Genomic DNA, 17,666 nt, shown 5'->3' with positions numbered 1-17,666 from the left:
AATTGGATGGAATTAGTTTTTAACTCTCAGCCTATTTTAGAAACCTCAGAATTACAGCTGCTTCCGCTTCAAATAGAGGATTTTGAAGCCTTATATAAGGTAGCTTCAGATCCAGAAATTTGGAAACAACACCCTAATAAAGACAGGTGGAAGAAGGAGGTTTTTGCCGTGTTCTTTGATGGGGCAATAAAAAGTGGTGGAGCTTTTAAAATAGTGGAAAAGGAAAGCCAAAAAATTATTGGAAGTACACGTTTCTACGATTTTGACCCTAAGGAGAGTCTTGTACTTATCGGGTATACCTTTTATGCGGTTTCTCATTGGGGAACAGGAGCTAATCATTCCATTAAAGAACTCATGTTTACTCACGCTTTTAAGTATGTATCCCAAATCCAATTGCATATAGGTGCTGAAAACATACGTTCTCAAATGGCAATAGAACGACTTGGCGCCCAAAAGATAGGATCGCAGGAGGTTGCTTATTACGGTGAACCATCAAAACTTAACTATGTATATCAAGTTACCAAGAACGCTTGGGAGAATAGCACTAAATTGAAAAATAAATGATGAATGTTTATGAACTTGTAATCAGTGATAAAGAAGAGGTTTCACTGGATGACATCGTATTATCGACCCCTAACAAAGTGCATGTACAATCTCTAATAAAAGAACATAGACATGGGGAGGCTTTAAAGAAATATGGTCTTACGGTCAACAACAAAATTATGCTAATGGGAAGTTCAGGTTGTGGAAAAACAACTACAGCAAAGGCTATCGCCCATGCCCTTAAAAAACCAATTTTAGTGGTAAATTTAGCAACGATTGTGAGTGCTCGAATTGGAGAAACTTCTCAAAACATTAAGGCCATCTTTGATAAGGCAGCAAGAGACCGAGCAGTATTGTTTCTAGATGAATTTGATCAAATTGGAAAGGCCAGAGGAGAAGATGATAAAGATGTGGGTGAAATGCGCCGTTTGGTAAATACCATCATTCAATTAATTGACTATTATCCGGAAAATTCCTTATTGATTGCGGCTACAAATCACGATGAAATAATTGATTCAGCTCTTATGCGTCGTTTTCAAGTTCGAATGGGTTTTGAGATGCCATCTGAGGCCGTTTTAGATGGGTTTTATAATACACTTCTAGCCCGTTTCCCTGAAAAATTCTGCGATTTTAAGCGGAAATATGAGGTGTCGTTTGCCGAAGCAAAAGATTTTGCACTTACCAAAGTAAAAGAAGCTATTATACAAGAATTGGAAATGGAGGAAATAGCCATTTCAAATTAACCTTAGGAATGGAGACGGAATTATTAAAAAGGTATCTTCAGCAAGTAGGGATTTTTACGGAAGAGGAGATTCAATATAGTCTGCCTTTTTTCAAGGAACAAACCTTACTTAAGAACACCTATTTTATACAGGAAGGAGCCTTTTGTAGGCAAGCGGCTTTTATTAATTCAGGAACATTTCGATCCTATTACAGTTCTCCTGCAGGCGAGGAAGTGACGTATTGTTTTCAATTTCAAGGTGAAATGGTAACAGCTTACTCCGCATTTATAACAGGTCAAGAAAGTGTTGAATCCATACAAGCGCTCACTAAAGCCTCAATTCTAACGGTTGATATAGAATCATTAAAAATCTTAGAATCACAGATTCCAAATTGGAGCCTTTATATGCGTAGGATGGCTGAGCAGCAGTATATAGGACTTGAAAAGCGTATTTTTCAATTACAGCGTGAAAGCGCTGCTGAACGTTATCAGTCCTTGCTTAAAAATCATCCTGATTATATTAAAAACATTCCCCTTCAATATTTAGCATCCTATTTAGGGATTACTCAAAGACACTTAAGCAGAGTACGCAAAGAGGTTTCTTTTTAGACAATTGTCCTATTTCCTCTAAGGTGATGATATTACTTTTACCTCAGAATCAAAATAACGGAAAGATGTCTAGAAAAATTTTAATTATAAACGGTCATCCTGATAAGGAATCACTAAATCATGCCTTAGCAGCTTCGTATAAAGAGGGTGCTATTCAAGCAGGAGCTGAGGTTCAGGAAATAGCAATTGCAGAACTTGAATTTTCGCCTAATTTGGCTTTTGGCTACCGCAAGCGTACTGAACTTGAGCCTGATCTTTTGGACGCTTGGGATAAAATTAAATGGGCTGATCATTTGGTATGGATACACCCCGTTTGGTGGGGAGGATTACCTGCCATAACAAAGGGCTTTATTGATAGATTATTTTTACCTGGTTTTGCTTTCCAATATCGTGAAAATTCCATTTGGTGGGATAAGCTTCTCAAAGGTAAAACAGGTCATATCATTACGACCATTGATCAACCAGGATACTACTACAGATGGATGTATGGTCGCCCAAGTATCAATCAATTGAAAAAATCAACTCTCCAGTTTTGTGGCATATCACCTGTAAAGGTAACTACTTTGGGGGTTGTTAAAACTTCCACTCAAGAACTTAGATTACGGTGGTTACAAAAGGTGAATCATTTGGGAAAACAACTAAAATAAAGGTAAATTTTCATCCAATATACCGCTTAGGTGCTCAGTTATACGTGCATAAGCGGTATGTTATTTGTTAATTATTTTGCGACTAATGGGTTTTATATTCAGGTTTGAGTTATTATATTAGCATCGTTCCACAAAATCCGTTCGTTTCATGTCAGATAGTCTACAATATACCGAAGATAATATTAAATCACTCGATTGGAGAGAGCATATTCGCATGCGTCCAGGGATGTATATCGGGAAGCTAGGCGATGGTTCCTCTGCAGACGATGGAATCTATATTCTTCTTAAGGAGGTATTGGATAACTGTATTGATGAATTTGTTATGGGCGCTGGTAAGACCATCGAGATTTCCATTCAGGGAAATAAGGTGGCTGTAAGAGATTACGGGCGTGGTATTCCTCTTGGGAAGGTTGTAGATGTGGTTTCTAAAATGAACACAGGAGGGAAGTATGATTCTCGAGCATTTAAGAAATCAGTGGGATTAAATGGTGTAGGAACCAAGGCGGTAAATGCACTATCTTCCTATTTTAGAGTTGAATCCAACAGAGATAATTTTTCCAAAGCCGCTGAATTCGAACAGGGAATTCTAACTATTGAAGAGCCTCAAGAGGAGAGCTCACGTAGACGAGGAACTAAAGTTAGTTTCATTCCAGATGATACCATCTTTAAAAATTATAAGTACCGAAATGAGTACGTAGAGCGAATGCTAAAAAACTACGTATACCTCAATCCTGGGTTAACCATTGTATTCAATGGAGAAAAGTTTTATTCAGAAAACGGGTTGAAAGATTTGTTGATGGATACTACCAATGAAGAAGATTTCTTGTATCCTATCATCCATCTTAAAGGAGAAGACATTGAAGTGGCACTTACACATAGTAGAACTCAGTATAGTGAAGAATACTACTCGTTTGTAAACGGTCAAAATACTACTCAAGGAGGTACGCACCTTACAGCATTTAGAGAAGCTTTAGTAAAAACCATCCGTGACTTTTATGGCAAGCAGTATGATGCTTCTGATATTAGAAAGTCGGTGATTGCTGCCATTTCCATTAAGGTTATGGAGCCTGTTTTTGAAAGCCAGACTAAAACAAAGTTAGGTTCTACAGATATGGGAGGCGACCTGCCAACGGTTCGAACCTATATTAATGATTTTATAGGAACCCATCTAGATAACTTTTTACACAAGAATCAAGAGACTGCTGAATTACTTCAGCGTAAAATTATGCAAGCTGAGAGGGAAAGAAAAGAACTCTCAGGTATTAGAAAACTAGCCAAAGAACGCGCTAAAAAAGCAAGTCTTCACAATAAAAAATTACGTGATTGTCGTATCCACCTTACAGATTCAAAAAATGGACGAAGTTTGGAAAGTACGCTGTTTATTACCGAGGGTGACTCAGCTTCCGGTTCAATCACTAAATCAAGAGATGTTAATACTCAAGCCGTTTTTAGTTTACGAGGTAAGCCTTTAAATACCTACGGAATGACTAAGAAAATTGTGTATGAGAATGAGGAATTCAACCTTTTACAGGCGGCACTTAATATAGAAGAATCTATGGAAGATCTTCGATATAACAACATTGTTATCGCCACTGATGCCGACGTGGATGGAATGCACATTCGCCTATTGTTGATTACATTCTTTCTACAATTTTTTCCTGAACTAATAAAAGAAGGCCATTTATACATATTGCAGACTCCACTTTTTAGAGTACGGAACAAAAAGGAAACTATTTATTGTTACTCTGAAGAAGAACGTAATATGGCTATCGAAAAATTAAAGGGTAAACCAGAAATCACCCGATTTAAAGGATTGGGAGAAATATCCCCTGATGAGTTTAGACATTTTATTGGAGAAGACATTCGCCTTGATCCTGTAATGTTAGATAAGGCTACCACCATAGATCAATTATTAGAATTTTATATGGGGAAAAACACGCCAGATCGTCAAGAATTTATTATCAGCAATCTGAAAGTAGAATTAGACGTAGTTGAAAAATAAGCTCTTATTCAAATTATTATAAACGCTTGATATCCTTATAACTAAATGATAACGGAAGATAACGACCTAAATAACGAAGAACAACATCAATTAGATTCCCATGATACAATTACCAAGGTTACTGGGATGTACAAAGATTGGTTTTTGGATTATGCTTCCTATGTGATTTTAGAACGTGCTGTACCTGCAATTGAAGATGGCTTCAAGCCAGTACAACGCCGGATAATGCACTCTTTAAAAGAACTTGATGATGGACGCTATAATAAAGTCGCCAATGTTGTAGGGCATACCATGCAGTATCACCCCCACGGAGATGCTAGTATAGCTGATGCGATGGTACAGATAGGACAGAAAGATCTTCTTATTGATACTCAGGGAAACTGGGGAAATATCCTTACTGGAGACGGAGCCGCTGCATCTCGTTATATTGAGGCAAGATTATCAAAATTTGCCCTTGATGTAGTGTATAGCCCAAAAATTACAGATTGGCAGTTAAGCTATGATGGAAGAAAAAAGGAGCCGGTTAATCTTCCTGTAAAGTTTCCGTTACTATTGGCGCAGGGTGCGGAAGGAATCGCCGTAGGGTTATCGACCAAAATTCTACCCCATAATTTCAATGAATTAATCGAGGCTTCCATAAAGCATCTTAAGGGAAAGAAATTTGAAATTTATCCTGATTTTCCAACGGCAGGAATCATGGACGTCACCAATTATAATGATGGAGAACGAGGTGGTAAAATTCGTATTAGGGCAAAGATCGCTCAGATGGATAAGAACACCCTTGTTATTTCCGAAATTCCATTTAGCACAAATACTTCATCTTTAATTGATTCCATTTTAAAGGCAAACGAGAAGGGAAAAATTAAGATTAAGAAAATTGAAGATAACACAGCAGCAGAAGTTGAAATATTGGTGCATTTACCATCTGGGATTTCACCGGATAAAACCATTGATGCATTGTATGCTTTTACTGCATGTGAGACTTCCATTTCTCCTTTAGGTTGTATTATTGAAGATAATAGACCTAATTTTATTGGAGTATCTGAGATGCTTAGACGTTCTACAGAGAACACAGTGGAATTGCTCCGAAAAGAGTTAGAGGTGCAACTACAAGAATTGGAGGAACAATGGCATTTTTCGTCCTTAGAACGTATTTTTATTGAAAATAGAATTTATCGTGATATTGAAGAAGAAGAAACCTGGGAAGGAGTAATTAGTGCCATTGACAAAGGGTTACAACCACACATTAAGCATCTTAAGCGTGCAGTAACCGAGGAAGACATTGTACGATTGACAGAAATCCGAATCAAGCGTATTTCTAAATTTGATATCGATAAAGCACAGCAGTTAATTGATTCACTTGAAGAAAGAATCGCTGAAGTTACTCATAACTTGAACCATATAATTGAGTTTGCTATAGCTTATTTTACGAGATTGAAACAAGAGTATGGCAAAGGTAGAGAACGTCAAACCGAGATCCGTCTTTTTGATGATATTGAGGCAACCAAAGTAGTTATTAGAAACACGAAGCTTTATGTAAACCGAGCTGAAGGTTTTATAGGTACCTCACTTAAAAAGGATGAATATGTAGATGATTGTAGCGATATTGATGATATTATAGTTTTCACCAAGGATGGCAAAATGATTATTACAAAGGTTTCAGATAAAACCTATGTAGGTAAAGATATTATCCATATCGCAGTCTTTAAGAAAAATGACAAGCGCACCATTTATAATATGATTTATAAGGATGGTAAAGGTGGAGCAGCTTATATTAAACGTTTTCATGTTACCGGAATTACACGTGATAAGGAATATGATCTTACACAAGAGAAGGCGGGATCCGAGGTGTTGTATTTTACAGCTAACCCTAATGGAGAAGCTGAAGTGGTCACTGTTAATCTTCGTCAAGTAGGAAGTATCAAAAAACTTAAGTGGGATCTTGATTTTGCGGATGTACTTATTAAGGGAAGAAATTCTAAAGGTAATCTAGTCACAAAATATACAGTTAAACGTATTGAGTTGAAAGAAAGAGGGGTATCTACCTTAAAACCTAGGAAAATTTGGTTTGATGATACAGTTCAACGTCTTAATGTGGATGGAAGAGGAGAACTACTTGGTGAATTTAAAGGGGATGATCGATTATTAATTATTCGTCAAAATGGTAGTTTAAAAACTATATTACCTGATCTATCAACCCATTTTGACAGTGATATGATTGTACTTGAAAAATGGCATCCAAAGAAGCCTATTTCGGTCATTTATTACGAAGGAGAGAAAGAGCGTTATTTTGTTAAACGCTTTGTAATAGAAAACGAAAATAAAGATGAAATTTTCATTTCTGAACATCCAAAGACTCAATTAGAATGGATATCTACTGATTGGCGTCCAGTGGCTGAGATAGAATTTACAAAAGTTAAAGGGAAAGAAGTAAAGCCGAATCAAGAAATAAACTTGGAAGAATTTATTGCCATTAAAGGAATAAAAGCGCTAGGGAATCAACTTACTGCCGATAAGCTAAAATCCATTAATACCTTAACTTCTTTAGCCTTTGAAGAACCTGAACCTATAGCTCCTGAGGAAATAGAAGTTGTTGAAGAAGAATCAGTGGATGAAAATGAAAAACCAGTTACCGTTACGTTGAATCCTGATGAAGGTGAAACTAAAACCGAAGATGATGGACAAATCACTTTATTTTAACTAGAAACAAAAAAGCGCCCAGAAGGCGCTTTTTTTAGATTTATTTTTTCAAAGAAGCTTTTTTCTTCATTCTCATATTTAAGAATTCAATAAATAATGAGAAAGCTATAGCAAAATAGAGGTATCCTTTTGGAATAGCACCTACTACATTGCCAAATACACTTGTATGGGATAAGTGAGCGGCTTCGGTAATAAGCATAAATCCAATGAGTATAAGGAAAGCCAGCCCAAGGATTTGCATGGATGGATTTTCGTGAATAAATTTACGAATCGGATTTGCAAAAATCATCATTACAATTATGGAGATCACTACGGCAATGATCATAAGTATTAGAGCATCATTATGATTAGGAGTTATTCCATTGGTCATACCTATAGCAGTCAAAATAGAATCGATAGAGAATATAAAGTCTATTAATATAATTTGAACTATGGCAGAGGAAAGTGTTGAAATTTTCTTACTTCGCAGAGATTCTTCACTATGCTCAGGCATTTCTACCTTTTCATGAATTTCCGAGGTACTTTTATATAACAGAAAAAGTCCACCTAAAAAGAGGATAATGGTTTGCCCGCTAATTCCTGATTTAAACCAACCCCAATCAATGTGCATAAATGGTTCCTTAAGGGAAACCAAAAATGATACTGCGAAAAGTAATGCAATACGTTGTACCATTGCTAATACTAATCCAATGTTTGTCGCTTTTGCTCGCTGATGTTCAGGTAGTTTGTTAGCTGCGATGGAAATAAATACGATATTATCAATACCTAATACAATCTCTAGAAAGGTAAGTGTTAATAAAGCAATCCAAGCGTCGGGATTTAAGAAAAGCTCCATAAAATTATTCTAGTTTTTTGACAGTTCCTTTATGCTTGTTTTCAGCATCACCCACCATAGAAAATTCAAAAACATAGGTATCTCCTTTGGTAGTTAAAATTTTCATATGAATAGGTTTACGCTCTTGGTTATTTTTTGGATGTAATTTAGTAAGAATGTATTCGCAATCACTTAACCAACGAATACTTGAAGTATCGGCCACACCTTGATAATAGTCAATTTCGATACTATCATTTCTAAAAAAAGTAGTTTTTTCTTTTACACCGTTAACTTCAGCTTCGAATTCAAAGGTACCTGTTTTAAAATCGGTACAATTCCGTTCCGGTTGAAAACATGCTGTAGTAATAAGTAAAAGAAGTAAGACAAAAGGTACGCTATTTTTCATAAAGTAATTTTAGTGCAAATTACAAAAAATTACTGCTCGTATACCTCAAAAGTTTGGTCATCGTAACACATAATGATTTTAGTGATTTTTTTCTTTTTATGAGGTTCGTCCAACTTGCTCATAACTTCCGTATTTGAAAATAAATCGGGCTCTGGTACTTTTATCGAAGTTTTAGGAGGGTAGGACTCACTGTCTTTATTTAATACGTTTTTTGGAAATTCACCTTTACCATGTAGTAGCCATTCCCAACTAACTTCTGGATATACCTCCAAAATCTTCATTATAAAATCAAGACTTGGTTTATTCCTTTCAGATAAGAGATGAGAAATGCTAGAGCGTTGAACATTGATGGTATCTGCTAATGCGGAGGCCGTGATACCATAATAATCTAGTAGTTGTTGGAGTCTTTGGGCAAATTGAATCATGTTACAAATGTAATCAAAATATGGTTACATATGTAGTTCACAATTGTAACAATAGCTAAAACAAAGTAAATTACCATCTGAATAAGTATCAATTTATTTAAACATTTACTTCATATTTAAAGTATTAAATTACTGATATATAGACAAATAAGTAATACCTATAGTAATTGTCTATACCCTTTAAAATCGGTAGTTTACCTGTGTATAATCAAACGGTATAACGTATACAACTGTTAACTGATTTTTCAATTTTTATTGTTTACTTTTGTAAATCGGACTATGTTTACTTTTGTAATCCTAATTTATTATTATCATGATTCAGTTTAAAGAAGAGAGACTCTTTGGCCGGTATATTACTTTTGAACATATTACTCCTATACTTTATGAATATGGTTTTATACCTGAGCTATTGGGTGAATCTGTGAATAAAGTTCCTATTTATATGTATAAACTTGGAACAGGGCCTAAAAAGCTACTACTTTGGTCTCAAATGCACGGTAATGAGAGTACCACTACTAAAGCGCTTATTGATTTCATGAATAGGTGTCGATTGGATGTTTCTTTTTCAGGTGATTTACTGGATCGTTGTACCTTGTATATTATCCCTATGTTAAATCCGGACGGATCTAAGGCATATACACGTATAAATGCCAACCAAGTTGATTTAAATAGGGATGCTTTAGACTTAACCCAACCAGAAAGTAAGATATTAAGGGCTATTTATGATCAAATTAAACCCGATTTCTGCTTTAATCTTCATGATCAACGTACTATTTTTTCTGTGGGTGAGACCTCGTATCCTGCCACGGTCTCCTTTTTAGCACCAGCTGCGGAAGAATCTAGATCTATCACTCCTTCTCGAGCAAAGGCTATGGAGGTCATCGTTAAAATGAATGAGCAATTACAAGAACTTATACCTAATCAAGTAGGTAGGTATGATGATGGTTTTAATATTAACTGTGTTGGGGATATGTTTACATCTCTAAACACACCAACAATTCTATTTGAAGCGGGCCACTATAATCTTGATTATGAAAGAGATACAACTAGAGTGTATATATATGAGGCTTTAGTTACAGCTATAACATATATCGCGTTCAACGATGTAAACGGAGTAGGGGTTGATTCATATTTTGAAATTCCAGAAAACGGTAAAAATTTTGTAGATATACTTCTTTATGATGATGTTACCGGAATGCAAAGTAATGTAGGAATATTATTTAAAGAAATTTTACAAAATAATAGCATTGTTTTTATGCCAACACTTGAAAAAATTGGAAATTTGCAGGGGTTTTACGGGCATAAAGAAACTTCTTTATCGTCTGTAGGTGTGAAGGAAGTTTCCGAAAACGTTTTCGGACAAGATTTACTTTGGGAAATTTTAACAAAAATACAACAAAATCAAAGATACCTTAAAATTTAGTTGATTTTTAAGTGATTTATTTCAATAAAAATCGCTTTTTTTGCATATTCTTTACGATTAATAAAATTTGAAAATGGGAAAATTTAAATTAGATGAAGTAGATCATCAAATTTTGGACATGCTGATTGATAATACGCGTACTCCATTTACTGATATTGCCAAGAAGTTATTAATTTCTGCTGGTACAGTACATGTTCGTGTTAAGAAAATGGAGGAAGCTGGTATTATAAAGGGTTCATCGCTTACCTTAGATTATGTGAAATTAGGTTATTCATTTATAGCCTATGTTGGTATTTTTCTTGAAAAGACCCATCAGACGAAATTTGTTTTAGAGAGACTTAATGATATTCCATACATTACGGTAGCTCATATTACTACTGGAAAGTTTAATATTTTTTGTAAAATAAGAGCCAAGGACACAAAGCACGCTAAAGAAATTATTTTCCGTATTGACGACATTGATGGTGTATCTCGTACCGAAACTATGATTTCCCTAGAAGAAAGCATTAATGACAAAAAGCGATTGATGCATACGATTTTTAAAGATATGTAATCATTATGTTACAATCCGTAAGCATAGCCCTCTTATCCATTTAGTGTTAAGAGGGCTTTTTGTATCTTCACATTTCAATTAAAAGCTATGATGTTACGAAAACCTAAGATTGAACGTTTCAATGATGAAGTGCTGTCTAAATACCAAATATATAACAGCCTTTTCATGACGTTACCTTATGACAAAATCACCAATACAGGTGCGCTTCTTCCACTATTTTCTGACGTTTGTATTAGAGGGTATGATGATAATCAAAACCCAACTCAAATTATTGAGACTTTTTTCGCAAAATATCTTGATAATCCCAGCGAAAAGGAGAAGAATGATCTATTGTTTCGATTCATACAATATATCGAGAGACAAGTGGTTTTGTTTGATGCTATTGAAGATGCAGCATTTCCTGTAGTCAATAATATGGACGGATTAGGAACTATGCGAAATATTAAAGAAAAGGCAGAAGCAAAGGGGAAAGAGAAGGAGTTAAAGGCTTGTTTGGAAACGTTTAAAATTCGCCCAGTGCTAACGGCTCACCCAACACAGTTTTATCCTGGAGCTGTTTTGGGTATTATAACTGATTTGGCAACAGCAGTTCAGAAAAATGATTTACCCGTTATCAAGAAATTGTTAGCTCAATTAGGGAAAACACCTTTCTTTAAAAAGGAAAAGCCAACTCCTTTTGATGAGGCAGTAAGTCTTATCTGGTATTTAGAAAATGTGTTTTACCATTCGGTGGGTAAAATATATGGGTATATTCGACATAATATGTTAAAAGGAGAAATGTTGCCTAATGAAATTATTAATTTAGGATTTTGGCCAGGGGGTGATCGTGATGGGAACCCATTTGTGACGGCTGAAATAACTCTTGATGTTGCTGCAAGGCTTAAAAGTACCATTTTAAAGAATTACTACAGGGATATACGTAAATTAAAACGTCGTATAACATTCGTAAAAGCAGATGTCCTTATAGCTGAAATGGAGCGAAAGTTATATGAGAGTAGTTTTGTTTCCGGTGCTTCCGATTCCTATACTTTGGAAGAATTTAAGGCTACATTACAGGAATTAAGAGAGTTGTTAGTATTAGAACATCAGTCATTGTTTGTAGAGGAATTGGATGATTTGATAGATAAAGTGGCCATTTTCGGGTTTCATTTTGCTACACTCGATATACGTCAGGATTCCAGAGTTCATCATAGTGTAATTACCGAAATTGCAGCTGTAACAAAAGGAGAATACCTACCTGTTGAATATTCAAACCTAACGGAAGTGGAGCAAATTAAAGCGCTGACTAAGGTAAAAGGCGAGATTAATCCATCATTGTTCGAAAACCCAATGGTACGTGGTACGCTTGAATCCATATATGCCATGAAGTCAATTCAACAACGCAATGGAGAAAAAGGGGCTAATCGATATATAATAAGTAATAATGGAAGTGCTCTTAACGTTCTTGAGACACTAGCTATGATACACCTTTGTGACTGGGAAAAACCCTCTGTAGATGTAATTCCATTATTTGAAACCATTGACGATTTGAAAGGGGCACCAGCTGTAATGGAGCAATTGTACACACACACTAGCTATAGAGCACATCTTTCCAATCGTAACGAAATGCAAGTGATTATGTTAGGGTTTTCAGATGGTACTAAAGATGGAGGTTATTTAATGGCAAATTGGAGTATTTATAAGGCTAAAGAAGAGCTTACTGAAATGTCTCGAAAGTATGGCGTTAAGGTGGTGTTTTTTGATGGTAGAGGAGGCCCTCCGGCACGTGGTGGCGGTAAAACACATCAGTTTTATGCTTCTTTAGGTTCTCAGATAGAAAACGAAGAAATTCAGTTAACGGTTCAAGGTCAGACTATAAGCTCAAATTTTGGCACACTTGATTCAAGTCAATATAATTTGGAACAACTTCTAAGTGCAGGTATTTCTAATCAGGTTTTCAATGATAAAAAGGCTGTTTTAGCTGCAGATGAAAAGATAGTGTTGCAGGAATTGGCTGAAGTAAGTTATTCTGCCTATACCCAATTTAAGAATCATCCGATGTTTATTCCGTATTTGGAACGCATGAGTACCTTAAAGTACTATGCGAAAACAAACATAGGAAGTAGACCTTCCAAAAGAGGGAAGGCGGATGGTTTAGTTTTTTCAGATTTAAGAGCCATTCCGTTTGTGGGTAGTTGGAGTCAATTAAAACAGAATGTTCCAGGCTTTTTTGGGGTGGGTACAGCACTTAACGAATTTAAAGTAAAAGGTGAATTTGATAAAGTTAAAGCATTATATAATAGTTCTTTATTTTTCAAAACTTTACTAGAAAATAGTATGATGAGTCTAACTAAATCATTTTTTAAATTGACCGCGTATATGAAGGATGATGAAGAGTTTGGTGCTTTTTGGTCGCTTATTAATGATGAGTATGAGCTTACGAAAAAACTATTATTAGAGCTTACAGGATACAGTGAACTGATGGAAAATACACAAAGTGGTAGAGCTTCTATACAAATAAGAGAACAAATTGTTTTACCATTATTAACGATACAACAATACGCTTTAAGACGTATTCAGCAAATTCAACGTGATAAGATTATGGATGCATCTACAATGGAGGTGTATGAAAAGATGGTAACCCGTTCATTGTTTGGAAATATAAACGCAAGTAGAAATTCAGCATAAATATTATGAAAGCAACACTTTTGACCACTGAAGAATATAATGCCTATTATGATCCTTATATTAAAGCCTTAGGTAATGTAGATTTGTTTCAAGCCTTTAATGAAACAGAGAAAGAATTTTTGAACTTGATAAATTCGATTCCTGAAGAGAAGTTGCATTATTCCTATGGAATTGGAAAATGGACCGTAGCGGAGGTTTTACTTCATGTGGTGGACACCGAACGTATTTTTCAATACAGAGCTTTACGAATTGGTCGTAATGATAAAACAAATTTAGCAGGCTTTGATGAAAATTTATTTGTACCTGAGAGTTTTTCTAATGAACGCAGTGTTGAAAGTTTAATGGATGAGTTTAAAGTAGTTCGTGCAAGTACGCGATTGCTCTTTAAAAGTTTTAATGACCAAGTATTACTGAGAAATGGGAATGCAAATAATTCGGTGATTTCTGTAAGAGCAATTGGATTTATAATAAGTGGCCATGTGAAGCATCATATTCGGATTATTAAAGAACGATATCTATAAAAAAAAGAATCCCGCAACATTGCGGGATTTTTTTTATTCCTCATCATCGGATTCATCCGGGATTTCTAGGGAGTCAGAAGAGATATCGTCGTTTCCGTCAAAATCTTCATCTTCATCATAGTTTTCCATTGTGTTAGCCAAACGCGTACTAACTTTTACAAGGTAAATGGCATCATCAGTACGCACCTCCAATGCTTCTACAGTTTCGTTGTTGGCGTTTTTAAATCGGATAATGTCATCGTCTCCATATCCATCAGGGTATTTTTCCACTAATAGGGATAAAATTTCGTTGGTAAGTTTCTTGTAATCAACTATTACGCGCTTCATACGGGGATTGTTAAATTCGTCTTAAATGTAAATCAAAAATATTATTCTCAAAAAATATTTTTAAAAATTTTACATATCTAAAATATAGGCGAAAACTAGAGGTGCTACAATAGTTGCATCACTCTCGATAATAAATTTTGGTGTGTTAATATCGAGTTTACCCCAAGTTATTTTTTCATTCGGAACAGCTCCAGAATATGATCCGTAACTGGTGGTACTATCTGAAATTTGACAGAAATAGCTCCAGAAAGGAACATCATGCATTTCTAGGTCTTGGTATAACATAGGAACCACACAAATTGGGAAATCACCTGCGATTCCACCTCCAATTTGGAAGAAGCCAACACCATTATTTGAGTTTTTAGTATACCAATTCGCTAGGAAAGTCATGTATTCAATACCACTTTTCATGGTAGAAGCTTTCAATTCTCCCTTAACTACATATGAGGCAAAAATGTTACCCATAGTACTATCTTCCCATCCTGGTACAATAATAGGCAGGTTTTTTTCTGCAGCTGCATACATCCAAGAATCCTTTAGATCAATTTCATAGTATTCTTCTAGGACACCAGATAGCAACATTTTATACATGAATTCATGTGGGAAATAGCGTTCTCCTTTATCATCCGCCTCTTTCCAGATTTTGTGAATGTGTTTTTGCAATCTTCTGAAAGCTTCATGTTCAGGAATACAGGTATCGGTTACGCGGTTTAATCCTCGTTCTAATAAGTCCCATTCTTGCTGAGGAGTAAGGTCTCTATAATTAGGTACGCGCTCATAATGAGAGTGGGCAACAAGATTCATAATATCTTCTTCCAAGTTTGCACCTGTACAAGAGATTATTTGAACCTTATCTTGACGAATCATCTCAGCAAATATTTTACCTAGTTCGGCAGTACTCATAGCTCCGGCAAGAGTAACCATCATTTTGGAACCTTGCGCTAATTGGGCTTCATATCCTTTGGCGGCATCTACTAAAGCGGCCGCATTAAAATGTAAATAATATTTTTCTATGAAATTGGAAATAGGTCCTTTACTCATCGTCTTCATCATTTTTTTTGTTATTGTATTTGAATTTGTAGGCCAACATTTTGTAGTACAATTTGGCTGCAGCAAAATCTGAAGAGCGCTCCTCAGGATTAGGGCATAACTCTACAATGTCGAATCCTACTACATTTTTCTTCTTGAATACTTTTTTCAAGAAAGTAAGTGTTTCATACCACAGCAGTCCACCTGGCTCAGGAGTACCGGTCGAAGGCAGAATGGAAGGATCAAAAGCATCTAAATCTATAGTTATAAATACGTTTGGAGTCATTTGACCAATAGCATCATTCATCCAATCATCATCATTTACCATGTCATGTGCAAAATAAACTTGATTTTCATCCATATTATCAAGTTCCTCAATATCCATGCTGCGGATACCTACCTGAATTAGATTGGTTGTTTTACTTGCTTCGTATACAGCACATGCATGATTACACTTTGAACCATGAAACTCAGCACGTAAATCAGCATGTGCGTCAATTTGTAATACCGTGAGATTTTCAAAACATTCATTAAATGCTCTAATAGTACCAATTGATATAGAATGTTCTCCACCAAAAATGGTTACAAATTTATCTTGGTTGATATAGTTCTTGGTAATTTTATGAACTGTTTCTACCATTTTTTCTGGAGAAGAATTCTCAGTGATAGCAGGAGCTAGGTAGACTCCTTTTTTATACGGTTCACTACGTGTTTCAATGTCAAACAATTCCATGTTTTCTGAAGCATCTAGAAACGCCTCAGGGCCCTTATCGGCACCTTTCTGCCATGTGCTGGTTCCATCATAGGGAACTGGAATTAATACCACTTTAGCGTCATCAAGGCGCGAATATTTTTCGGGTATTCCTGCATACGTTTTTTTAGTCATTGTAACCTAAAATTTTAAGTAATTGTTCAGCTGTTTGTTGTTCTGCAAATAATTTTGTGGTGATCTCACCATTTTCGTCCCTATCTATTAATATATGTTTAGGTGTAGGGATAAGGCAGTGTTGTAGACCACCAAATCCTCCAATGGTTTCTTGATAGGCACCTGTATTGAAAAAGCCAATATACAAAGGTTTATTCTTGTTAAATTTAGGCAAGTATATGGCATTCATATTTTGTTCACTATTGTAGTAATCATCACTATCACAAGTAAGTCCTCCAAGAAGAACACGTTCATACTCATCATTCCATCTATTTAATGGCAATAATATAAAACGTTTACTAATTGCCCAAGTATCTGGCAAAGTAGTGATGAAAGAGGAATTTATCATATTCCATTTTTCACGGTCGTTTTGTTGTTTTTGGTATAAAACCTCATAAACAGCTCCACCACTTTCACCTACAGTAAAACTACCAAATTCAGTAAATATATGTGGTACAGGAACTTCTGCTTCGTCACAAGCATTTTTAATTTGATTAATGATTTCATCCACCATGTATTCATAATCATAATTAAATGCTAATGAATTTTTGATAGGAAAGCCACCTCCGATATTAAGACTGTCAACTGTAGGACAGATTTTACGCAGTTGAATATATACTTTTAAACACTTCAATAGTTCATTCCAATAATATGCGGTATCTCTTATACCGGTATTGATGAAGAAGTGAAGCATTTTAAGAGTAACTTTTTCATTGTCCTTAATTTCACGATTGTAAAAAGGAACAATATTACGATATCCGATTCCTAAACGACTGGTGTAAAATTCGAATTTCGGTTCTTCCTCCGATGCAATACGGATCCCTACACTGAAATCACGATCAATGGCTTCATCAAGAAGATTTAATTCCTCATAGTTATCAATAATAGGTACACATTTTTCATGTCCTCCATTAATAAGGTCAGCTATATTTTTAATATATGCCTCACGTTTGAACCCGTTACAAATTATGTAATTGTCCTTGGTGATTTTATTTTGTGAAATAAGATTATTTACGATATTAATATCAATTGCGGAGGAAGTCTCAATATGTATATTGTTTTTCAATGCCTCGGTAAGTACATGCTCAAAATGTGAACTTTTAGTGCAATAGCAATAATTGTACTGACCACCGTAATTGTGTTTTTCAATGGCTTTTTTAAACCAACTCTTCGCTTTATTTATGTTATTTGATATTTGAGGAAGATAGGTGAATTTTAAAGGAGCACCATACTCCTCAACTAATTGCATTAAATCAATATTGTGAAAAAGTAACTTGTTGTCATCAAGGGTGAATTCTTCTTGAGGAAAATAATAAGTTTGGTCAATAAGGTCTATATATTTGTTTTTCATTAT

17 protein-coding genes are annotated in these 17,666 nt (G+C 35.3%); 10 read left to right on the top strand and 7 right to left on the bottom strand.

Annotated features, from left to right (window positions below; all coding sequences use genetic code 11):
- The first annotated feature begins 6 nt into the window (after window positions 1-6).
- From PT603_RS05035 to PT603_RS05010, 6 genes are all read left to right on the top strand, one after another.
- A complete protein-coding gene (locus PT603_RS05035; protein WP_008241045.1) occupies window positions 7-564 on the top strand; it encodes a GNAT family N-acetyltransferase in 558 nt (185 codons plus the stop codon).
- On the top strand, window positions 564-1,286 hold the full coding sequence (locus tag PT603_RS05030) for an AAA family ATPase (protein WP_008241044.1): 723 nt from the start codon (window positions 564-566) through the stop codon (window positions 1,284-1,286). The genes PT603_RS05035 and PT603_RS05030 overlap by 1 nt, the downstream gene beginning before the upstream one ends.
- Window positions 1,287-1,294: 8 nt before the next feature.
- A complete protein-coding gene (locus PT603_RS05025; RefSeq protein WP_008241043.1) occupies window positions 1,295-1,873 on the top strand; it encodes a Crp/Fnr family transcriptional regulator in 579 nt (192 codons plus the stop codon).
- A 65-nt stretch (window positions 1,874-1,938) separates the two neighbouring features.
- Window positions 1,939-2,520: an NAD(P)H-dependent oxidoreductase gene (locus tag PT603_RS05020; protein ID WP_040488975.1), complete on the top strand. Its 582-nt coding sequence runs from the start codon at window positions 1,939-1,941 to the stop codon at window positions 2,518-2,520.
- 148 nt (window positions 2,521-2,668) lie between these two features.
- Window positions 2,669-4,522 carry a DNA topoisomerase IV subunit B gene (locus tag PT603_RS05015; protein WP_008241035.1) on the top strand — a complete coding sequence of 618 codons (1,854 nt, stop codon included), beginning with the start codon at window positions 2,669-2,671 and terminating at the stop codon, window positions 4,520-4,522.
- 45 nt (window positions 4,523-4,567) lie between these two features.
- Window positions 4,568-7,222: a DNA gyrase/topoisomerase IV subunit A gene (locus PT603_RS05010; RefSeq protein ID WP_008241033.1), complete on the top strand. Its 2,655-nt coding sequence runs from the start codon at window positions 4,568-4,570 to the stop codon at window positions 7,220-7,222.
- 40 nt (window positions 7,223-7,262) lie between these two features.
- Here the strand turns inward: PT603_RS05010 and PT603_RS05005 are convergent, their stop codons facing one another.
- Genes PT603_RS05005 through PT603_RS04995 form a run of 3 tightly spaced genes read right to left on the bottom strand, consistent with a single transcriptional unit; the run spans window position 7,263 to window position 8,867 of the window.
- Window positions 7,263-8,057, bottom strand: a complete 795-nt coding sequence (locus PT603_RS05005; RefSeq protein ID WP_008241030.1) for a TerC family protein — start codon at window positions 8,055-8,057, stop codon at window positions 7,263-7,265.
- 4 nt (window positions 8,058-8,061) lie between these two features.
- The gene (locus PT603_RS05000) at window positions 8,062-8,442 is read right to left on the bottom strand and encodes a hypothetical protein (protein ID WP_008241028.1); all 381 of its coding nucleotides are present in this window, start codon (window positions 8,440-8,442) and stop codon (window positions 8,062-8,064) included.
- A 29-nt stretch (window positions 8,443-8,471) separates the two neighbouring features.
- Entirely contained in the window at window positions 8,472-8,867 is a 396-nt protein-coding gene (locus tag PT603_RS04995) for a helix-turn-helix domain-containing protein (protein ID WP_008241027.1), read from the bottom strand.
- 313 nt (window positions 8,868-9,180) lie between these two features.
- Here PT603_RS04995 and PT603_RS04990 point away from each other — a divergent pair, with 313 nt between their 5' ends.
- The 4 genes from PT603_RS04990 to PT603_RS04975 all read left to right on the top strand — a co-directional run bounded on the left by PT603_RS04990 (window position 9,181) and on the right by PT603_RS04975 (window position 14,031).
- Entirely contained in the window at window positions 9,181-10,290 is a 1,110-nt protein-coding gene (locus tag PT603_RS04990) for a M14 family metallopeptidase (RefSeq protein ID WP_008241026.1), read from the top strand.
- A gap of 73 nt (window positions 10,291-10,363) precedes the next feature.
- Window positions 10,364-10,843: an Lrp/AsnC family transcriptional regulator gene (locus tag PT603_RS04985; protein ID WP_008241025.1), complete on the top strand. Its 480-nt coding sequence runs from the start codon at window positions 10,364-10,366 to the stop codon at window positions 10,841-10,843.
- Between the two features lie 90 nt (window positions 10,844-10,933).
- Window positions 10,934-13,510, top strand: a complete 2,577-nt coding sequence (locus PT603_RS04980) for a phosphoenolpyruvate carboxylase (RefSeq protein WP_008241024.1) — start codon at window positions 10,934-10,936, stop codon at window positions 13,508-13,510.
- Window positions 13,511-13,515: 5 nt separating this feature from the next.
- The gene (locus PT603_RS04975) at window positions 13,516-14,031 is read left to right on the top strand and encodes a DinB family protein (RefSeq protein WP_008241023.1); all 516 of its coding nucleotides are present in this window, start codon (window positions 13,516-13,518) and stop codon (window positions 14,029-14,031) included.
- A 33-nt stretch (window positions 14,032-14,064) separates the two neighbouring features.
- Here the strand turns inward: PT603_RS04975 and PT603_RS04970 are convergent, their stop codons facing one another.
- The 4 genes from PT603_RS04970 to PT603_RS04955 all read right to left on the bottom strand — a co-directional run bounded on the left by PT603_RS04970 (window position 14,065) and on the right by PT603_RS04955 (window position 17,663).
- The gene (locus PT603_RS04970) at window positions 14,065-14,358 is read right to left on the bottom strand and encodes a hypothetical protein (protein ID WP_008241022.1); all 294 of its coding nucleotides are present in this window, start codon (window positions 14,356-14,358) and stop codon (window positions 14,065-14,067) included.
- Window positions 14,359-14,427: 69 nt separating this feature from the next.
- Window positions 14,428-15,399: a deoxyhypusine synthase family protein gene (locus PT603_RS04965; protein ID WP_008241021.1), complete on the bottom strand. Its 972-nt coding sequence runs from the start codon at window positions 15,397-15,399 to the stop codon at window positions 14,428-14,430.
- Window positions 15,392-16,273: an agmatinase gene (gene speB / locus PT603_RS04960; RefSeq protein WP_008241018.1), complete on the bottom strand. Its 882-nt coding sequence runs from the start codon at window positions 16,271-16,273 to the stop codon at window positions 15,392-15,394. Before speB ends, PT603_RS04965 begins: the two co-directional genes overlap by 8 nt.
- Complete coding sequence (locus PT603_RS04955) at window positions 16,266-17,663, bottom strand: arginine decarboxylase (protein WP_008241016.1); 1,398 nt, start codon at window positions 17,661-17,663, stop codon at window positions 16,266-16,268. The genes speB and PT603_RS04955 overlap by 8 nt, the downstream gene beginning before the upstream one ends.
- Window positions 17,664-17,666: the final 3 nt, after the last annotated feature.

Source organism: Imtechella halotolerans (assembly GCF_028743515.2).
Taxonomy (GTDB): domain Bacteria; phylum Bacteroidota; class Bacteroidia; order Flavobacteriales; family Flavobacteriaceae; genus Imtechella; species Imtechella halotolerans.
Note: the sequence above shows the minus strand (reverse complement) of the source record. Positions and strands in the feature narration are given on the sequence as shown.

Coding starts and splice junctions, on each gene's coding strand:
- PT603_RS05035 (WP_008241045.1), top strand. CDS start 7: ATGGAATTAGTTTTTAACTCTCAGCCTATTTTAGAAACCTCAGAATTA.
- PT603_RS05030 (WP_008241044.1), top strand. CDS start 564: ATGAATGTTTATGAACTTGTAATCAGTGATAAAGAAGAGGTTTCACTG.
- PT603_RS05025 (WP_008241043.1), top strand. CDS start 1,295: ATGGAGACGGAATTATTAAAAAGGTATCTTCAGCAAGTAGGGATTTTT.
- PT603_RS05020 (WP_040488975.1), top strand. CDS start 1,939: ATGTCTAGAAAAATTTTAATTATAAACGGTCATCCTGATAAGGAATCA.
- PT603_RS05015 (WP_008241035.1), top strand. CDS start 2,669: ATGTCAGATAGTCTACAATATACCGAAGATAATATTAAATCACTCGAT.
- PT603_RS05010 (WP_008241033.1), top strand. CDS start 4,568: ATGATAACGGAAGATAACGACCTAAATAACGAAGAACAACATCAATTA.
- PT603_RS05005 (WP_008241030.1), bottom strand. CDS start 8,057: ATGGAGCTTTTCTTAAATCCCGACGCTTGGATTGCTTTATTAACACTT.
- PT603_RS05000 (WP_008241028.1), bottom strand. CDS start 8,442: ATGAAAAATAGCGTACCTTTTGTCTTACTTCTTTTACTTATTACTACA.
- PT603_RS04995 (WP_008241027.1), bottom strand. CDS start 8,867: ATGATTCAATTTGCCCAAAGACTCCAACAACTACTAGATTATTATGGT.
- PT603_RS04990 (WP_008241026.1), top strand. CDS start 9,181: ATGATTCAGTTTAAAGAAGAGAGACTCTTTGGCCGGTATATTACTTTT.
- PT603_RS04985 (WP_008241025.1), top strand. CDS start 10,364: ATGGGAAAATTTAAATTAGATGAAGTAGATCATCAAATTTTGGACATG.
- PT603_RS04980 (WP_008241024.1), top strand. CDS start 10,934: ATGTTACGAAAACCTAAGATTGAACGTTTCAATGATGAAGTGCTGTCT.
- PT603_RS04975 (WP_008241023.1), top strand. CDS start 13,516: ATGAAAGCAACACTTTTGACCACTGAAGAATATAATGCCTATTATGAT.
- PT603_RS04970 (WP_008241022.1), bottom strand. CDS start 14,358: ATGAAGCGCGTAATAGTTGATTACAAGAAACTTACCAACGAAATTTTA.
- PT603_RS04965 (WP_008241021.1), bottom strand. CDS start 15,399: ATGAGTAAAGGACCTATTTCCAATTTCATAGAAAAATATTATTTACAT.
- speB (WP_008241018.1), bottom strand. CDS start 16,273: ATGACTAAAAAAACGTATGCAGGAATACCCGAAAAATATTCGCGCCTT.
- PT603_RS04955 (WP_008241016.1), bottom strand. CDS start 17,663: ATGAAAAACAAATATATAGACCTTATTGACCAAACTTATTATTTTCCT.